The following is a 16953-nucleotide window of genomic DNA, read 5'->3' on the forward strand; positions in this document are numbered from 1 at the left end:
GCGGGAGCTACGCCTCGGCCGCGTCCACCGTCGGCACCGCGACGCGGTCGAGCACGTCGGCGATCACGTCGCGCTCGTCGACGTCGTTGACGGCCGCGTCCGGCGTCAACACGAGCCGGTGGGCGAGCGTCGGCTGCGCGACCCGCTTCACGTCGTCGGGCGTGACGAACTCACGGCCGGCGATCACCGCCGCCGCGCGGGCGGTCTCGAAGAGGCGCTGTGTCCCCCGCGGGGAGACGCCGGCCTCGACGCGGCGGTCCTCCCGGGTCGCCCGCGCGAGCGCCGCCGCGTAGCGGAGCAGATCGTCCTCGACGCGGACGGACTCCGGCACCTCCCGCAGCGCCGCCACGGAGTCGGGATCGAGGACGCGCTCGACCGTCGGCGACTGCTCGACGCGGCCGGCGCGCCGCCGGAGGAGCTCTAACTCGCCGTCCTCGTCCGGGTAGCCGATCGAGGTCTTGATCGTGAACCGGTCGAGCTGGGCCTCCGGCAGCGGGAACGCGCCCTCGCTCTCGACCGGGTTCTGCGTCGCGATCACGTAGAAGGGGCTCGGCAGGGCGTGCGTCTCGCCGTCGACGGTCACCTGCCCCTCCTCCATCGCTTCCAGGAGAGCGGCCTGCGTCTTCGGCGGGGCGCGGTTGATCTCGTCGGCGAGCACGACGTTCGCGAAGATCGGCCCCGGCGAGAAGCTGAAGGAGCCGTCGCGCTCGTCGAACACGTTTGTGCCGGTGACGTCGGCCGGCAGGAGGTCCGGGGTGAACTGAATCCGCGAGAACTCCAGACCGAGCGCGGTCGCGAACGAGCGCGCTGAGAGGGTCTTTCCGGTGCCCGGCACGTCCTCCAGGAGGACGTGGCCGCGGGCGAGGATGCCGAGGGTGACGCGGTCGAGGAACTCGCGGTCGGCGACGACCGCACCGCCGACCTCGCTCACGACGCGGGCGCAGGCGTCGGCCGCTTCGGGGACGTCCATATCCACCGCACGGGAGCCGGGCCGAAAAGCGTTGTCGGCGGAACGGTGGGGTGACGGACCGGCGGTCCGAGACCGCGCCGCGACCGCGATCGAAACGCATAACAGCGGAACCGGCCAACGTCGAGTCGAGCCGAGGTAGCCTAGCCTGGCCAAGGCGGTAGATTCGAAATCTACTGTCCATTCGGACACCGGAGTTCAAATCTCCGCCTCGGCGCTTCTCTCAGTTTCGCCCGGCGAGCGACAGCGCCGCCGTTGCGCTCCGGGCGATGCGCCTACCCGATCAGCGCGGCCGCGAGGAACATGCCGCCGGCGGCCGCCGGCGGGATGGTGAGGTTGTCGTCGACCGCCACGCCGCGGATGAGCGGCGGGAGCCCGTCGGCGATCGCCGCGGGGATCGCCCCCGCGAGCGCGACGATCACGCCCGGATCGGGGCCGAACTCGGGGATCGCGTACGGGACGGCGATCCCGAAGCAGACGAACACCATCGCCGCCACCACCGGGAGGCGCTTCGGCTCCGTCGCCGCGTTCTCGCCGAGCCCGCCGCTTATCGGGTCGCCGACGGAGAGCATCCACATCGCGGGTACGGCGAAGACGGGCGCGAAGACGAGCGCGGTCGCCGCCATCCCGGCCTGATACAGCGCGTACCCAGCGATCCCGTCGGCCTCGTAGTCGCGGACGAGCGCGTCGTACAGCGGGGCGAGCGGACCGACGGAGTCGGCGAGCCGCAGCGCTTCGAGAGCCCCGGCGATCGCGACGCTGAGGATCAGCAGTCGCCCGGTGGTCTCCCAGGAGATCCAGCCAAGTAAGAACGGGACCGGGTACAGCGTGCCGCTGGCGTGGACCAGCCGCCGCTCGAACTCCACGCGCTCGCGCCACGCGGCGGCCGGGAGACGCACGCCCTCAGTTCCCCGCCGTCTCGACGTCGGTGTCGACCGCGTCGTACCGGTCGGCGACGGACGCGAACGGCTCGCCCTCCCGGAGCGCCGTCAGCTCGTCGGCGAGGTGCGCGACCGGGATCCGGACCTGCGCCGCGGAGTCGCGCTCGCGGAGCGTGACGGTGTCGGGCCCGTCGCCCTCGATCCCGTCGCGGTCGACGGTGACGCAGAACGGGGTGCCGACCTCGTCCTGCCGGCGGTAGCGGCGGCCGATCGAGCCGGAGTCGTCGTACGCGACCGCGAGCCCGGCGGCCCGCAGGTCGGCCGCCACCTCGTCGGCGAGCCCGGTCAGGCGGTCGTCGTTGGTGACGAGCGGGAAGACGGCGGCGTCCTGCGGCGCGACCTCGGGTTCGAGCGAGAGGTAGGTGCGCTCCTCGCCGTCAACCTCGTCCTCGCTGTAGGCGTGCGCGAGCAGCGTCTGGACGGTCCGGCCGACGCCGAACGACGGCTCGACGACGTGGGGCGTGATGTGCTCGCCGCTCTCGGTCACCGCCTCGACCGAGAAGTCCGCGACGTCGACGTCGACCGCGTGCGTCTCGGCGTCGTCGCCCTCGCCGACCGTCACCTCGACCGTCTCGCCGTCGAACGCGTCGGGGTCGCGCTCCGCGAGGGCTTCGAGCGCCTCGGCGACCGCGGCGGCGTCGCCGCCGAACTCCGGGCCGAGGACGGACATGTCGGGGTCGACGGTCGCGCGCTCGACCGTCTTCGGCTCGTCGTACCGTTTGAACACTGTAAACGAGTCGTCGCCGTACTCGTCGTGCTTCGAGAGGTCGTAGTCGCCGCGGTACGCGAAGCCGGCGATCTCGATCCAGTCACCGTCGACCTCGCTCTCGGCGTCCCAGCAGTCGGCGGCGTAGTGGGCGCGCTCGCCGGCGAGGTGCTGGCGGAAGCGGAACCGGTCGAGGTCGACGCCGACGCGCTCGTACCACTCCTGCGCGACGCCGAGGTAGTAGCCGACCCACGGGGAGCCGATGACGCCCTCGTCGACCGCCTCGCCGACCGTCGTGTCGAGGTAGTCGCCGTCGTCGGCCTCCTGCTCCGTCGCGGGGTAGAGGCGGACCTCCACGTCGCGCACGCGGTCGAGCGGCGGCTCGTCCGCCTCGGGGTCGATGAACTGCTCCAACTCGGCCTGCGTGAACTCGCGGAGGCGGAGGAGCCCGCCGCGCGGCGAGATCTCGTTGCGGTAGGCCGGGCCGATCTGGGTGATCCCGAACGGGAGGTTCCCGCGGGCGTACTCCTTCAGCCGCGGGAACTCCACGAAGATCCCCTGGGCCGTCTCCGGCCGGAGGTAGCCGGGTTGGGCGTCGCCGGGGCCGATGTCGGTCGCGAACATGAGGTTGAACGCCTCGACCGGCTGGCCGGCGAGTTCGGTGCCGCAGGCGGGACAGGCGATGTCGTTGTCGGCGATGAGCTCGGCGACCTCTTCGCCGGGCAGCGCCTCGGCGTCCTCGATCTCCGTGACGTCCTCGACGAGGTGGTCGGCGCGGTGGGACGCGCCGCACTCGGGGCACTCGACGAGCATGTCGTCGAACCCCTCCAGGTGGCCGGAGGCCTCGAACACGGCCTCTGGCATCACCGTCGGCGCCTCGATTTCGCGGTTCCCCTCGCGGATGGTAAACCGGTCGCGCCACGCGTCCTCGACGTTCCGCTTGAGCGCCGCGCCCTGCGGGCCGAACGTGTAGAAGCCGGCGGTGCCGCCGTAGGCGCCGTTCGATCCGAAGAAGAAGCCCCGGCGCTTCGCGAGCTCGGCGAGCACGTCCGCGGCCATTATAACCCCTCCAGCAGGTCGACGTCTCGGACGATCCCGTCCAGATCGGTGCCGGAGACGAGCGGGACCTGCTCGATGTCGTTGCTGATGAGCTCTTGAGCGACCTCCTTGGCCGTCCGCGTGGCGTTGACGGTGATGAGGTCCTCGGTCATGAAGTGGCGGACCGCCTCCGCGGGGATCTCGACGTTCCGGGTCGGGAGGTAGCGCGCGCCCGTCGCCTTGATCCCCTCCCACGACCAGTCGGAGTCCTGGTCGGCGATCGAGTCGCCGGTGCTCGCCTCGCCCTCGACGACGCGGGCGACCTCCAAGATGTCGACCTCGGTGAGCATCCCCGCGGTCGCGGCGTCGTCGTCGAGGACGACCGCGTACGGTACCCCCGAGAGCGCGATCTCGCGCTCGGCGACCGGCAGCGGCGTGTCGGTGTGGGTCGCGTTGACCGCCCGGGTCGCGAGCTCGCCCACGCGCGTCTCGCCGTCGACCTCGCCGCGGGCGATCGCCCGCACCACGTCGGTGACGGTGACGATACCGACGAGCTCGTCGCCGTCGACCACGGGGAGCCGGCGCGAGCCCTCGGCGGCCATCGTCCGGGCGGCGTCGACGATGTCGGCGGCGGCCCCGACGGTGGGGACCTCGCGCATCAGCAGCGCGAGCTGGTCCTCGTCCGGCTGTTCGATCAGGTCGTCGCGCGTGACGAGCCCGCGGTACACCTCGTCGCCGTCGACGTCCTTCACGACGGGCACGGACGAGAAGCCGTGCTCTTGGATGTACTCTAACACGTCGTTGCGGCTCCCGGGTATCTCGACGACGACGAGCTCCGAGCGGGGCGTCATGGCGTCTGCGACGTTCATGCCCGTCTTTCAGCGTGACACCTCTTGTATACTGCGAAGGTGTGCGGAGCCGGACCACCGGCACGCGAGGCCGGGCGGCGACACGCGGGAGCGGTCAGCGGCACGCAGGGTCTGGTCAGCGACACGCGGAGCTGGACCGCCAGCGCGCGGGGCCGGGTCAGCGGCGATCGGACCCGGTCAGGTGGGGCCCTACAGGATCCCGCGAGCCGATGTAGAAACCGACACGTTTCGGCGGATCGTCGTTCGGCGGGCGCTCCGCGGAAAGAACCGTCGGCAGAGCGTCCCCGGAATCTCCGATCCGACGGCCGAATTCGATCGCGTTCGCAACTCTTATACGTACTGTGAACTATTCACAACCATGTCACGGAGTTCCACTCCATGGGACGACCCGGACCCCGACCGCCGCCGGACTGCGCTCCCGACGGACCCGGCGCTCGACGCCGCCGACGCGCCGGACGTGATGGCGTCCGTCGACTCGTCGGCGTCGCGGCCGGAGTTCGTCATCGCGGACGTCTCGCGAGAGGACGCGTGGGTGTCGGTCGACGAGACCGACGCGACCGTCCTCGAGGAGTGGTGTTGAGCGCGTAGCCGTCGCCGAGCAGAGCCGCCGTCTCGTTTTCCCGAATCGGTCCCGCATTACCGGAGCCCGCGGGCCGCTTCCCAGCCGCGGATCAGTGACCCGACCGTCCGGCAGGTCGGCGCCGACACGCCGCGCCGGTCGCCCCGGTCGACGACCGCGCCGTAGATAGCGTCGACCTCTGTGCGGCGTCCGTTCGCCACGTCCTCGTACATGGACGACCGGTTCGCCGCGGTGTCGGTGGCGACGCGCTCGACGGCGTCGGCCGCCCGTTCGTCGGACAGGTCCACCCCGACCGCACGGGCGACGCGGGCCGTCTCGCGGGCGGCCTCGCGGGCGACCTCGCCGGCGGGGCCGTCGAGCGTCGGGCCGTTCTCCGTCCGCGCGAGCGCCGACGGTCCGTTGATCCCGGCGTTGACGGCGAGCTTCTCGAAGCGCCGGGCCGGCATGTCCTCTGCCACGACCGCCTCGACGCCCGCCGCGTCGAAGGCGGCGCCGACCCGCGCGGCCTCGGGGCTCGCGCCGCCGGAGAGCGCCCCGACGACGACCTCGCCGACGCCGGTACAGGTGACGCGGCCCGGCTCGGCGAACCGGGCACCGTAGCTCGCGGTGCCCGCGAGGACCGTCGCGTCGAGCGCGGCGACCAGACGCTCCTCGGTGAGGCCGTTCTGGAGCGAGCAGACCGCGTCGTACTCGCCGGTCGCGAGCGCGCGAGCGGCCGCGTCGGTGTCGTACGCCTTCGTCGTGACCAAGGCGAGGTCGGCCCGCCGGTGCGTCGCGTCAGTGAGCGCGCGCGGCGCGACCCGGGCGTCGACCTCGCCGTCGATCCGGAGCCCGTCCTCCCGAATCTCCCGCATGTGCGGGTCGCGCCCGACGAGCGTCACGTCGTGTGTACGCGCCAGCAGCCCGCCCACGAGGCTTCCGAGCGCGCCGGCGCCGTAGACGAGCACCTCCATGCGCAAAGGGAGGGGCGCCGGTAGAATAGTGGTAACGGTGAGGTCGGTCCGCCTCGCCCGAGAGCCGACGACCCCGCTCGCCTCAGCCCTTCAACCCGCTCCCGGTCAGCGGGACGACCACGTCCTCGTCCGGGCGGATCTCGCCGCGCTCGCGGAGGGTCCGCAGCGCCGCGGGCGCGACCGCGCAGGTCGGCTCCGTGTAGAAGCCGGCGGCGTGGAGGCGGTCGAGTTCGCGCGTCGCGGCCGCCTCGGTGACCGCGAGCGCGTCGCCGCCGGTGGCGTCGATCGCCGCCCGGATCTGGCGGTCGCGGACCGGCTCGGCGATCTGGATCCCGTCGGCCGCGGCGTTGACCGTCCCGTCCGGGTCGGCGGCGTCGGGGCCGCGGAGCGCTCTGACGATCGGCGCGACGCCGGCCGCCTGCGCGCCGTAGAGGCGGGGGACCTCGTCGATCCAGTCGGCCCGTTCGAGCCGACGGAATCCGCGATAGGCGCCGAGGAAGAGCGTCCCGTGGCCGAGCGGCGTCACGACGGCGTCCGGGGCGTTCCAGTCGCGACGGAGCGCGATCTCGTACGCGACCGTGGCGGTGCCCTCGAAGAACGCCGGGTTCCAGGCGTGGCTGGCGTACCAGGCGCGTTCGCGGTCGTCGAGCGTCGCGACGCACGCGTCCGTCACGTCGCCTCGGCTCCCCTCGACCCGGACCGGCTCGGCGCCGGCGCGGCGGATCGCGCGGAGCTTCGACTCCTTGGCGTCGGCCGGGACGTAGATCTCGGCCGCCATTCCGGCCCGGGCGGCGTATGTCGCGATCGCGGCGCCCGCGTTGCCGGAGGAGTCCTCGACGACGCGCTCGACGCCCAGCTCGCGGGCCCGCGTCAGCGTCGCGGTCGCGCCGCGGTCCTTGAACGAGCCGGTCGGAAAGACGTACTCCAGCTTGAACGACGCGTTCCACGGTGCGGCTTCGCTCCCCGCGTCTCCCGAGAGCTCGCGGCCCGCGTCCGCGTCGACGAGCGGGGTCATCCCCTCGCCGAGCGTCACCCGGTCGCTGGGGTCGTCCCCGGCGGCGAGCAGGTCGTCGAACGCCCACAGGCCGTCGCGCGCGTCGAACGATTGGGGGTCGGGCGCGGGACCGTCCGGAACCGGGGGATCGGCGAAATCGAGGGGTTCGCCGCACCGGCAGCGCCAGCGGTCGCGGTACGTCTCGCCGCACGCGGAACAGCGGAGTCGCCGGGGGTCTCGCCCCCTCGGCGACGGAGCGTCGGGAGCGCCCATCAGTACGTGTCGACGTTCGTCCCGATCGAGCAGACGTACTCCCCCGCGGCCACCTGCGGGAGCCGGCGCGTCCGCCAGAAGATCCCGTCGGTGTCGGCCGTCACGCGCCCCTCCAGCGCGCCGAAGGTGTCGGTCACCTCGAAGAGGACGTCGCCCGCGGAGACGCGCTCGCCGAGCTCGCACTCGAAACGGACCAGGCCGCCGGCGGGCGAGCCGTACTGATCGAAGCCGCGCGCCCGAGTCTGCGATTCGAGCGCGGCGTCGCCGTCGAGGAAGCCGTAGTGGCGGAGCACGTTGAACACGCCCTCGACGCCGTATCGGATCGACTCCTCGTCCCAGCCGACGCACCCGCCGAGCTCCGGGTCGACGGTCGGGATGCCGTGCTCCGGGCCGGCCCGCGCGAGCTGGCCGTCCGGGCCCTTGATGTCGAGGACGTGCCCGCAGCCGAACGCCTTCGCGAGCTCCAGGCAGTCGCCGTGGAGCCGGTGGCGGACGCCGCAGCGCACGCGCGTCTCGTTTATCATCCGGCTCGTCGACCCCTGGTGGAGGTCGAGGATGTAGTCCGCGCGCTTGGCGACCTGGAACGTCTCGTGGGCGATCCGCTCGCTCGTCGTCCCGTCGGCGTCGCCCGGGTACCCGCGGTTCATCTTGCGGTCGTCGACCGGGTTCCGGTGTTCGGCGGCCTGGAACGCGAAGTGGTTCACGATGCCGACGACGAGGACCGAGCCGGACAGCTCCGCCGGGTCGAGCCGCGGAACGACGCGGTTGACGACGCCCAACCCGTTCAGCTCGTCGCCGTCGCTCACCGCCTGGACGTACAGCGTCGGCCCGTCGGCCGCGCCGTTGATCGCGGCGACCGGCAGCCGGACGGGGCTCCCGTCTCGCATCTCCCCCACCTCGAGACGGCCCGTGTCCGTCTCGCCCGGAGAGGCGCGGGCCGTTCCCAGCGTTATCATTACGCGAAGGTGGGGCGGCCGGGACTTTATCCGTTCGGTCCGCGGCGATCCGACCGACACAACCTTTATCGCCGCTTTCGCTCAACGGACTGGTACCACTCCCGCGGCGTCGGTCGCCGTCTCCCCGACCGACGGCCGCGGTGAGCCCGCTAATGAGCATCGACATCGACCCGCTGCGCGAGGCCGACGGGATAACCGTCACCGACCACATCGAGAACACCCAGTTCGAGGTGTACACCGACCGGCCGGTCGACCCGCGCCGGCGTCCGGAGTCGGACCACTACTTCCCGGTCGACGCCAGCGTCGCAGTCGAGACCGGGGCGATCGAGATCCCGCGGGTCGCGGTCGTCGAAACGCGTGACAGAGCGGGGTCGCTGCTGTCGCGCGGAGACGGCTATCAGATGCCCGACGGAACGTATCACGTCGGGATCGACCCCGCGCCGACGAAGCTGTACCTCGCCTTCGACGCCGGGTTCTCCGTCTCGACGACCGACCGGACGACCCGGATCGACCTCGACACGCCGGGCACCGTCGGGCTCGGCTTCCGGTCACTCCACCAGACGCCGGCGGGGACGATCACCACCCCCACGGACCCGGAGTCGCTGATGGACGCCGTCTCCCTGCTCGGCTCCGCGCTTCAGACGACGAGCCCGGAGCGGTCGTTCCCCACTCTTCGGGGTCACCCACCGCTGATCGAGCCCGCCGAGGAGTTCCGCGTCCCGGAACGTGTCGAACCCGTCGAAAGCGGCGTTCGGATCGTCGTCCCGCCCGAGTACCGGTACCTCTACCCGGTCGTCTCGCTGGCGTACTACTTCGCGGCCGACGTGGTTCCCGGCGACGCCCCGCGGATCGAGGGCGACGGCTGGACCTACCCGCTCGAACCGGGGTTCGAGGAACGGACCGCGCGGGTGCTCCGACAGTCGTTCCACATGGACTGTCTCGCCCGCACGGAGGGGTTCTACCCGGTCGACCTCCACGAGCGCGAGGCGACGAGCCTCGACCTCGACTGGGGGCGGCTGTACGACCTCCCGCTCGCAGCGCGGCTCGGCGAGTACCTCGACGTACCCTTCGAGGCGGTCGAACCGGAGCTGCCGCAGTGGACGCTGACGACGGACATCCGCCCCGACCCGGAGAACGTGGAGATGCTCCCGTTCGTCGCGGGGGAGCTGTCGGTCGTTCGCTCGCCGGAGACGGTCACGCGTGTGGACGACGACGAGGGCGTCGGCGGGGGGTTCTTCCGAGGAGAGGGACGGAGTTCGCCGTCGGCGAAGGCGGCCGCGACGGACGGCGTCGACCTCGACGGCGGCGAGTTCGTGCGCGGCGGCGCGAGCCCGGCCGCCACCCGCGGCGCGGACGCGTCGGCGGAGCGGGGAACCGTCTCGGCCCGGACCGAGTTCGTCCGGCCGGAGCCGGTTGACACCGTCGAACACGCGTGGATCGGGGAAGGGGTCCCGCTCGGCGCGAACAAGGCGACGCTCGACGCGTACTACCGGCGCCTCGAAGCGGGCCAAGTCGAACAGTCGCGGATCTCCGTGCTCGTCGTCTGTAACGACGAGCAGATGCGCGAGGAGGGGAACGTCGCCGACCTGTACGGGCTGCGCGACATGGTCCAGTTCGACATCGCGGTGCGCCACGACCTCACGCGCGAGGAGATGCGCGACGCGCTCGCGTCCGACGTCGACTTCCTCCATTACATCGGCCACGTCGACGACCGCGGGATGCAGTGCGCCGAGGGGTACCTCGATCTGACGGACGAAGAGCTCGAAATCGGCGTGAGCGCCTTCCTACTCAACGCCTGCCAGTCCTACGAGCAGGGCGAGGCTCTCGTACATCGGGGCTCTCGCGGGGGGATCGTCACGCTCTCGGACGTTGCGAACTCGCCCGCGACGAAGCTCGGCCGGATCATCGCCCGCCTGATGAACGGCGGGTTCAACCTCCGGACCGCGCTCCACGTGGCGAAACGTGAACTGATCACGGGTCACCAGTACATCGTGGTGGGCGACGGGGGAACGACAATTTGTCAGAGCCGGAGCGGTGTAGCGATTGTGTTAGACCTGTCTGAGGAAACAGAACGCTGGATCGTTGAAACGGAGATGTTTCCGAACGGGCCGTACGGAGCTGGGTCAATGGGTTCGTTGAACCTCAAAGAGATGGGCCAAGATCATTACATCCCAGCAAAGGTAACTTCCAAATCTGTTCCGGACCAACAGCTACGGGACTTCTTACAGCTTGAGACAGTACCGATGTTTTTAAGCGACGAACTAACTTGGAGCGACGAATTTCGGGATTTTAGGGTCCAGGAGTAACTTTTGCCATATTCGCCGCAGCGGGCGCCGCCTGCGACAGCAGCAGCAGCGCGGTGAACAGGACGCCGGCCATTTTCGGGTGCTCTGCCACGTATTCCGCCACACTTTCGTGCATATTCGAAAAGTATCAGGATAAATAAATATTAAGATTGTTCTGCGGTTGTATTATAGAGATATTTGAAGTATTAATGATTTGTATTAAATTGGCATGGCCGCTGAACGCCGAGAAATCGCTCGTTCTGCTCCGATCGACAGCGGCTGAGAACCGGCGCGGTCGCGGGATCCACCGAGGACCGCGTTTTTTCACCGCGCGGCGCGGAAGGGACGGTGCCATGACCGACATCGAAGCGGCGATCCGGGAGGCGTTCGAGCACACGGAGTACGACCTCGGAAACGTCGCGGTCAACCGCCGACAGGTCCGCGTACCGGTGATTCAGGAGGGCGCCGATCCCGACGCGCTCCGGGCGGTGATCGAGGAGGCGCTCGGGGCGGACGCGCTCGCGACCGTGACCGTCACGACGGAACGTATCGCCGGCGAGGACACCGTCGGCACCGTCGTCTCGTTCCGCCATCGGGACTGAGCCGACTGAGGGGCGATTCAAGGGCCAAACGGGGGATTCGGCTCGGACACTTCCGACCGCGACGCGGTACGGTTAACAGGGCGGTACCCGTACACACGGATCACACGATGAGGGCCGAGGACGGACACGACGGCGCACAGTACCTCGCCGGCTCGCCCGTTCGGGTCGCGATACTCCGGGCGCTGCGCGACGACCCGCGGCGCCCGGCGGAGTTGACCGACGCGGTCGACGCGACCCGAACGACGGTCCAACGGATCCTCGGCGGATTCCGCGAGCGGGACTGGGTGGTGAAACGCGACGCCGCCTACCGGGTGACGCCGACTGGCGAGCGCGTCCACGACGCCTACGAGACGCTCCTTACAGAGGTCGAACGCGGCGAGCGGTACGGCGGGTTCGCCGAGACCCTCGAACGGGCCGGCGTCGACTTCCCGCCGGAAGGGATCCCCGACAGCGACATCACCGTCGCGTCCGAGAAGAACCCTCTCGCGGTCGTCGACCGGCTGACGGAGCTCCTCCACGAGAACCACGGCGGCGAGATCCGGGCCGTCTCCCCGGTCGTCATCCGTCAGTTCAACGACGCGGCGGCCGCGGCGCTCGACGACGGCGCGAACGTGGAGCTGATCATCGACCGCGACGCGGCCGACACGTCGGTCGCGGAGTTCGAACCCGCGACCGACCGCGCGCTGGACGACGACGCCGCGGAGGTGTACGTCAGCGCCGAGCCGATCGAGTACGGGCTCTTCCGCTGCAGTGACGTGGCCTGCGTGGCCGCGTACGACGAGCAGAACAACCCGCGATGCGTCATCGAGTCGACCGACGACGCAGTCGTGGACTGGGTCGACGACGCGTTCGCGTCGCTGCGAGCCGACGCGACGCGGCTCTCGACGGTCGTCGAGCGCGCCTGAGAAGAGACGCGGAGGTGGCTACGCGTCGCCGCCGTCCTCGGCCGCGTCGTCGGCGTCGTCGTCCGGGTCGAAGTTCGCGGGAACGACCGTCGGGTGGTCGATGCCGACGGAGGGCGTGGTGGCGCTCATGGCTCTATTAGATGCTAGGCGAACGACACGCTAAAAATTACCCATAGGCATAACGCATCCGTGTGCGGACGTCGGATGCGTTACGGTTATACAGCGTTACGCGATCTGTTCGTCGTACAGGTCCTGCGCGTGCTCGATGGCGTCCTTCGCGCCCTGTTTGTCCTCCCAGCCGAGCGTTTCGACCTCCTTGCCGGCCTCGAGGTTCTTGTAGGTCGCGAAGAACTCGTCTATCTCGTCGAGGGTCTGCTGGGGGATGTCGTCGAGGTCCTCGATGTGGTCGAATCGGGGGTCCTCGGTCGGCACCGCGATCACCTTGTCGTCCTGCTCGCCGTCGTCGTCCATTTTCATCAGCGCGACGGGGCGGGCCTCAACGACGCAGCCGGGGAACGTCTGGTCCTCGACGAGCACCATCACGTCGAAGGGGTCCTCGTCGTCGTAGTACGACTGCGGGATGAAGCCGTAGTCGTACGGGTAGTGGACGTTCGAGTGGAGCACCCGGTCTAAGACGACGCCGGGAATGTCCTTGTCGTACTCGTACTTGTTCCGCTCGCCTTTGAGGCACTCGACGACGGCGTAGATCTCGTCCGGCGCGTTCGGTCCCGTCTCGAGATCTTCCCAGAGGTTGGCCATGTGCCCGATGATGGGTGGATGTCGGGCAAAGTCCTTTCGGGATCGCACGGGCGCACGCCGTCCGAAGCCGTCCGGAGTCGTCATCGGCGGATCGGGCATCACCGGCCCGGAGCGGGCCGAGAGCCGGATTTGGGGGTTTCGATCGGACGCCGAACACCAATTCTGGCTGACGGATCGTCGGCGTACCAGCGGACGCGGAATCGATCGGTCGAACGCCCCGAGCCGCCGGATCGAACGCGCATCCGCCGAGAGAGCACGCCTACCGACGCACTCGGATAAATCCGGGAAGTGACGCATCGCAATGATAGTGACTGTTGAGAAGGATTATAAGTTCGAGCGCCCTCCCTACTACCATGTCAGAGGCACAATCAGTCCCTGATGAGTCGACAGCCGCGAGCGATCTCACCGCGTTCCAGCAGAACATCCTCAGCATCCTGGCCGAGGAGCCAATGTACGGTCTCGCCATCAAGCGGGAACTCGAGGCGTACTACGGCTCCGAAGTGAACCACGGTCGCCTGTACCCCAACCTCGACGACCTCGTCGACCACGGGCTCGTCGAGAAGAGCGAACTCGACAAGCGGACGAACCAGTACGAGCTCACCGACGCGGGCCACGACGTCGTCCTCGACCAGATCGAGTGGGTCCTCGACCGCTTCGTCACCGACGAGGAACGCGCAGACGAGGTCCGGGCGCTGCTCGAGTAACGAGATTCGGACGCGACGCCGGCGCGGCGAGCGGCACCGAACACCGAACGAACATTTTGGCACACGGCGCGGCGAAAGCCGCGTTCTCTTTCCGCTGAGTCGCCGCTACGTCGAATGGTCGTCTCCGCGACCGCCGGCCTCGTCGCCGCCGTCAGCGCCGTCGGGATCGGCGGCGCCCGCGTCCGCGGCGGGACCGTCGACCCCGGCCGCGACCGACTCGATCACCGACAGCGACTCGTCGACCGCGGCGAGCTGCTCGTCGGTCGGCCAGCCGTTGCGGACCAGATACTCCTCTCGGAACTCGGTACGCATCGCCGGCGTGGCGTCGTCGACGGGCCGGACGTAGTGGTTGCTCATGAACGCCGCGAACGTCTCGGCGGTCCGGGCGTGGACGTCCGCCTCCCGCTCGGCGACGGCCTCGGCGACCGCCTCGTTGTACGCGGCCACCTCGCGGTAGCGGTCGGCGTCGCCGGGGCCGGACAGCGACACTTCGACGGCGCGCTCGGTGTCCTCGACGCGGTCGAGCTGGACGGTCCCGTCGTCCATCCACTCGTCGGGGTACAACACGAGCGCGTCGTCCTCGTCGCGGACGCGCGCGGTGTAGCCGTACTCGGCAGCGAGGGCGTCGCGCCGCTCCCGGTACTGGTCGGCCGCCTGCTCGATCTCCGGCGTCGGCTCCGCGGACTCGGCCTCGCGGGCGAGCCGCGTGAGCCGCTCCGCCTCGTCGACCGCCTCGACCGGGACGTCCGGGACGCGCTCGTCGTCGGGTTCGGGCGTTTCCGCGGTCGCGGAGTCGTCCGCCCCCTCGCCCGCCGCCGCGTCCATCATCTCCCGCGCGCGCTCCTTCGCCCACTCCGGCGGTTCGTCGTCAGTTCGCGTCATCGAGTGCCTCGTTCGCCAGATCGTCGGCGCGTTCGTTTATCTCCCGCGGTACGTGCGCGATCGACCACCGGTCGAACCGCTCCAGCAGCTCCCGGGCCCGGACGCGACGCTCGCGGAGTTCCGGGTCGTTGGTGTTCCACTCGCCGCGGACCTGCCTGACGATCAGCTCCGAGTCGCCGCGGACGTCGATCGCGTCGAAGCCGTACTCGTCGGCCGCCTCCAGCGCACGGACCAGCGCGGCGTACTCAGCCTGGTTGTTCGTCGCGCGGCCGATCGGCTCGCCGCCCTCGGCGACGACCCCGTCGGACGTGACCAGACACCAGCCGACCGCGGCCGGACCGGGGTTGCCGCGGGAGGCGCCGTCGAAGTAGACGTGCGCGCGCCCGCCGCCGTCGCGCAGCAGGACGGTCAGGCGGGTGGGGTCGCTCCCCTGGACGACGACCTTGTCGTCGTACGCGACCGCGACGGCCCCGTCGCGGTCGGCGCGCCACCGCTCGTGTGGCGTGTTGCCCTCGTCGATCCGAACGCCCGCGTCGGCGAGGCGCTCGCGCGCGGCGGCCGGGTCGCAGTCGATCGTCGGCATTCGGCCGGACTCCGCGCTCGCCGGACAAAGGGCTGTCCGTCCGCCGCCGGAAAAAAGCCCGAACGGATGAGGCGCAGCCGACACGGGCGGTGCGTCCCTCGATCACGACGCAATGGCCGCGTCGAACGTCGAGTCGAACCTGCTGGCGTCGCTCGACGCCGTCCGAGAGCGGTCCGGCACGGTCGTCGTCACCTGTCGCTACCGGTGCGCGACCGGGTCCGAGTTCGGCGGCGAGTGGCGCGGCGTGCCGGTCGGGCCGCTCCTCGACGGGGCGCCGCCGGACACGACCCACCTCCGCGTCGAGTCCGCGGACGGGTACCGCGCGCACGTCGCGGTGCGAGAGGCGCTCGACGCCGTCGTCGCGACGGAGCGCCTCGACGGCCCGGCGGACGGCCTCCCGCGGCTCGTCGGCCCGGGATTCGACAGTTCGCAGGCCGTCAGGGACCTCGCGGCGCTCGCGCCGGTCGCGCTCCCGCCAGACGCCGACCCCGTGCCGGGGACCGTGGGCTGAGACGGGTCGGAGCCGGGCGGCGAGTGAAACGCGAGGGCATAAACCGGGAGAGACCGGGTACCAACGCATGAGTCCCGCGACGCGAGACGCTGGCGCGACGGACGGGTCCGCGGCCGGAGAGTCGCGGGCGGCCGACGACGCGCGGGGAACCGACCGCACCCTCCCGACCGTCGTCGGCGTCGCGGGCCCGCGCGGGTCGGGGAAGACGTCGCTGATCGAGCGACTCGTCGACGCGTTCGCCGCGGTCCGCGAGGCGGTCGACGCGGTCGATCCGCCGGAGTCGCTTGACCGACTGGACGGGCCGGGGGGCGAACCCGCGGCGTCCGGGGGGTGTTCCGACGAATCCGCGTCCGACTGGACGTCGCACGAAGGTGTGCCAACGACCCACACGGTAACGAACTTTTAAGTTAAACGGATTGGATAGCATATAAATGCGATGACACGGCCCACCCGGCAACGGGATCACGACCGGCAGCGCGTGGGGGACGAGGACGCCGAGGAAGACGAGATCGACGTCGAGGCGATCGAAGACGTCGACGAACTGGACCCCGAGGACTTCGATCCGGAGGATCTCACCCGGACGGCCGACGGGGAGCTGATACACGAGGAGACGGGGATGATCATCGAAGACGAGCAGATCGATCCCGGCCCGGAGTGGCGCGCGTTCAACCACTCGGAGCGGCAGGAGAAGTCGCGCGTCGGCGCCCCGACGACGAAGACGATGCACGACAAGGGGCTGACGACGACGATCGACTGGAAGGACAAGGACGCGTACGGGCGCTCTATCTCGTCGAAGAAGCGCTCGCAGATGCACCGACTGCGAAAGTGGCAGGAGCGAATTCGAACCAAGGACGCGGGCGAGCGCAACCTCCAGTTCGCGCTCTCGGAGATCGACCGCATGGCGAGCGCGCTCGGCGTCCCGCGCTCGGTGCGGGAGGTCGCCTCGGTCATCTATCGACGCGCGCTCAACGAGGACCTGATCCGCGGCCGCTCCATCGAGGGCGTCTCCACCGCCGCCCTCTACGCCGCCTGCCGCAAGGAGGGCATCCCCCGGAGCTTGGAGGAGATTTCTGAGGTGTCTCGTGTCGACCGAAAGGAGATCGGCCGGACGTACCGCTACATCTCCCAGGAGCTCGGGCTGGAGATGCGGCCGGTCGACCCGAAGAAGTACGTCCCGCGATTCTCCTCGGAGCTGGAGCTGAGCGAGGAGGTCCAGTCGAAGGCGAACGAGATCATCGAGACGACCGCCGAGCAGGGGCTGCTCTCCGGGAAGTCCCCCACCGGCTACGCCGCCGCCGCCATCTACGCCGCGTCGCTGCTCTGTAACGAGAAGAAGACCCAGCGCGAGGTCGCCGACGTGGCGCAGGTCACCGAGGTCACCATCCGGAATCGGTACCAAGAGCAGATCGAGGCGATGGGGATCCACAGCTAACGGCCCCGCGGAA

18 protein-coding genes and 1 tRNA gene are annotated in these 16953 nt (G+C 70.2%); 9 read left to right on the forward strand and 10 right to left on the reverse strand.

From position 1 onward, the window contains the following. Positions 1-7 precede the first annotated feature (7 nt). On the reverse strand, positions 8-970 hold the full coding sequence (locus tag EXE41_RS00640) for a MoxR family ATPase (RefSeq protein WP_049931384.1): 963 nt from the start codon (positions 968-970) through the stop codon (positions 8-10). A 129-nt stretch (positions 971-1099) separates the two neighbouring features. On the opposite strand from EXE41_RS00640, the gene EXE41_RS00645 reads away from it, so the two are divergent. Next, positions 1100-1184: transfer RNA gene (locus tag EXE41_RS00645), tRNA-Ser, on the forward strand. Between the two features lie 58 nt (positions 1185-1242). Here the strand turns inward: EXE41_RS00645 and EXE41_RS00650 are convergent. Genes EXE41_RS00650 through EXE41_RS00660 form a run of 3 tightly spaced genes read right to left on the reverse strand, consistent with a single transcriptional unit; the run spans position 1243 to position 4521 of the window. After that, positions 1243-1866: a hypothetical protein gene (locus EXE41_RS00650; RefSeq protein WP_049931383.1), complete on the reverse strand. Its 624-nt coding sequence runs from the start codon at positions 1864-1866 to the stop codon at positions 1243-1245. A gap of 4 nt (positions 1867-1870) precedes the next feature. Beyond that, positions 1871-3673 (reverse strand): glycine--tRNA ligase, encoded by a 1803-nt coding sequence (gene glyS / locus EXE41_RS00655; protein WP_094553017.1) that lies wholly within the window; start codon positions 3671-3673, stop codon positions 1871-1873. Further along, a complete protein-coding gene (locus EXE41_RS00660) occupies positions 3673-4521 on the reverse strand; it encodes a CBS domain-containing protein (RefSeq protein ID WP_049931381.1) in 849 nt (282 codons plus the stop codon). The genes glyS and EXE41_RS00660 overlap by 1 nt, the downstream gene beginning before the upstream one ends. A gap of 358 nt (positions 4522-4879) precedes the next feature. Here EXE41_RS00660 and EXE41_RS00665 point away from each other — a divergent pair, with 358 nt between their 5' ends. Further along, complete coding sequence (locus tag EXE41_RS00665; RefSeq protein WP_086216502.1) at positions 4880-5101, forward strand: hypothetical protein; 222 nt, start codon at positions 4880-4882, stop codon at positions 5099-5101. A 56-nt stretch (positions 5102-5157) separates the two neighbouring features. Here the strand turns inward: EXE41_RS00665 and EXE41_RS00670 are convergent, their stop codons facing one another. The 3 genes from EXE41_RS00670 to EXE41_RS00680 all read right to left on the reverse strand — a co-directional run bounded on the left by EXE41_RS00670 (position 5158) and on the right by EXE41_RS00680 (position 8277). After that, positions 5158-6054, reverse strand: coding sequence for a ketopantoate reductase family protein (locus EXE41_RS00670; protein ID WP_086216501.1), 897 nt, complete (start codon positions 6052-6054; stop codon positions 5158-5160). A gap of 82 nt (positions 6055-6136) precedes the next feature. Next, positions 6137-7321, reverse strand: coding sequence for a pyridoxal-phosphate dependent enzyme (locus EXE41_RS00675; RefSeq protein WP_086216500.1), 1185 nt, complete (start codon positions 7319-7321; stop codon positions 6137-6139). Further along, a complete protein-coding gene (locus tag EXE41_RS00680; RefSeq protein ID WP_137690016.1) occupies positions 7321-8277 on the reverse strand; it encodes a succinylglutamate desuccinylase/aspartoacylase family protein in 957 nt (318 codons plus the stop codon). Before EXE41_RS00680 ends, EXE41_RS00675 begins: the two co-directional genes overlap by 1 nt. A 152-nt stretch (positions 8278-8429) precedes the next feature. Between EXE41_RS00680 and EXE41_RS00685 the strand changes: the two genes are divergently transcribed. The 3 genes from EXE41_RS00685 (at position 8430) to EXE41_RS00695 (ending at position 12069) form a co-directional block, all read left to right on the forward strand. After that, positions 8430-10583 carry a caspase family protein gene (locus tag EXE41_RS00685; protein WP_137690017.1) on the forward strand — a complete coding sequence of 718 codons (2154 nt, stop codon included), beginning with the start codon at positions 8430-8432 and terminating at the stop codon, positions 10581-10583. 332 nt (positions 10584-10915) lie between these two features. Then, complete coding sequence (locus EXE41_RS00690; protein WP_094553008.1) at positions 10916-11164, forward strand: hypothetical protein; 249 nt, start codon at positions 10916-10918, stop codon at positions 11162-11164. 107 nt (positions 11165-11271) lie between these two features. Beyond that, positions 11272-12069 carry a winged helix-turn-helix domain-containing protein gene (locus EXE41_RS00695; protein WP_137690018.1) on the forward strand — a complete coding sequence of 266 codons (798 nt, stop codon included), beginning with the start codon at positions 11272-11274 and terminating at the stop codon, positions 12067-12069. Between the two features lie 225 nt (positions 12070-12294). On the opposite strand, the gene EXE41_RS00700 is transcribed toward EXE41_RS00695, so the two are convergent. Beyond that, positions 12295-12828 carry an inorganic diphosphatase gene (locus EXE41_RS00700; RefSeq protein ID WP_137690019.1) on the reverse strand — a complete coding sequence of 178 codons (534 nt, stop codon included), beginning with the start codon at positions 12826-12828 and terminating at the stop codon, positions 12295-12297. Between the two features lie 353 nt (positions 12829-13181). On the opposite strand from EXE41_RS00700, the gene EXE41_RS00705 reads away from it, so the two are divergent. Continuing rightward, positions 13182-13532 (forward strand): PadR family transcriptional regulator, encoded by a 351-nt coding sequence (locus EXE41_RS00705; RefSeq protein WP_049931372.1) that lies wholly within the window; start codon positions 13182-13184, stop codon positions 13530-13532. A gap of 105 nt (positions 13533-13637) precedes the next feature. Here the strand turns inward: EXE41_RS00705 and EXE41_RS00710 are convergent, their stop codons facing one another. Together EXE41_RS00710 and rnhA are read right to left on the reverse strand one after the other, a co-directional pair. Next, positions 13638-14414 (reverse strand): hypothetical protein, encoded by a 777-nt coding sequence (locus EXE41_RS00710; RefSeq protein ID WP_233125179.1) that lies wholly within the window; start codon positions 14412-14414, stop codon positions 13638-13640. Continuing rightward, positions 14401-14997 (reverse strand): ribonuclease HI, encoded by a 597-nt coding sequence (rnhA, locus tag EXE41_RS00715; RefSeq protein ID WP_137690020.1) that lies wholly within the window; start codon positions 14995-14997, stop codon positions 14401-14403. Before rnhA ends, EXE41_RS00710 begins: the two co-directional genes overlap by 14 nt. 112 nt (positions 14998-15109) lie before the next feature. Here rnhA and EXE41_RS00720 point away from each other — a divergent pair, with 112 nt between their 5' ends. From EXE41_RS00720 to EXE41_RS00730, 3 genes are all read left to right on the forward strand, one after another. Then, the gene (locus EXE41_RS00720) at positions 15110-15508 is read left to right on the forward strand and encodes a pterin operon protein (protein ID WP_086219498.1); all 399 of its coding nucleotides are present in this window, start codon (positions 15110-15112) and stop codon (positions 15506-15508) included. Positions 15509-15575: 67 nt separating this feature from the next. Further along, complete coding sequence (locus tag EXE41_RS00725) at positions 15576-15914, forward strand: hypothetical protein (RefSeq protein ID WP_137690021.1); 339 nt, start codon at positions 15576-15578, stop codon at positions 15912-15914. Positions 15915-15944: 30 nt separating this feature from the next. Next, positions 15945-16940 carry a transcription initiation factor IIB family protein gene (locus EXE41_RS00730; RefSeq protein WP_086216067.1) on the forward strand — a complete coding sequence of 332 codons (996 nt, stop codon included), beginning with the start codon at positions 15945-15947 and terminating at the stop codon, positions 16938-16940. Positions 16941-16953 lie beyond the last annotated feature (13 nt).

Origin of the sequence: Halorubrum sp. SD690R, assembly GCF_005435035.1 — an archaeon.
GTDB classification, from domain to species: domain Archaea; phylum Halobacteriota; class Halobacteria; order Halobacteriales; family Haloferacaceae; genus Halorubrum; species Halorubrum ezzemoulense.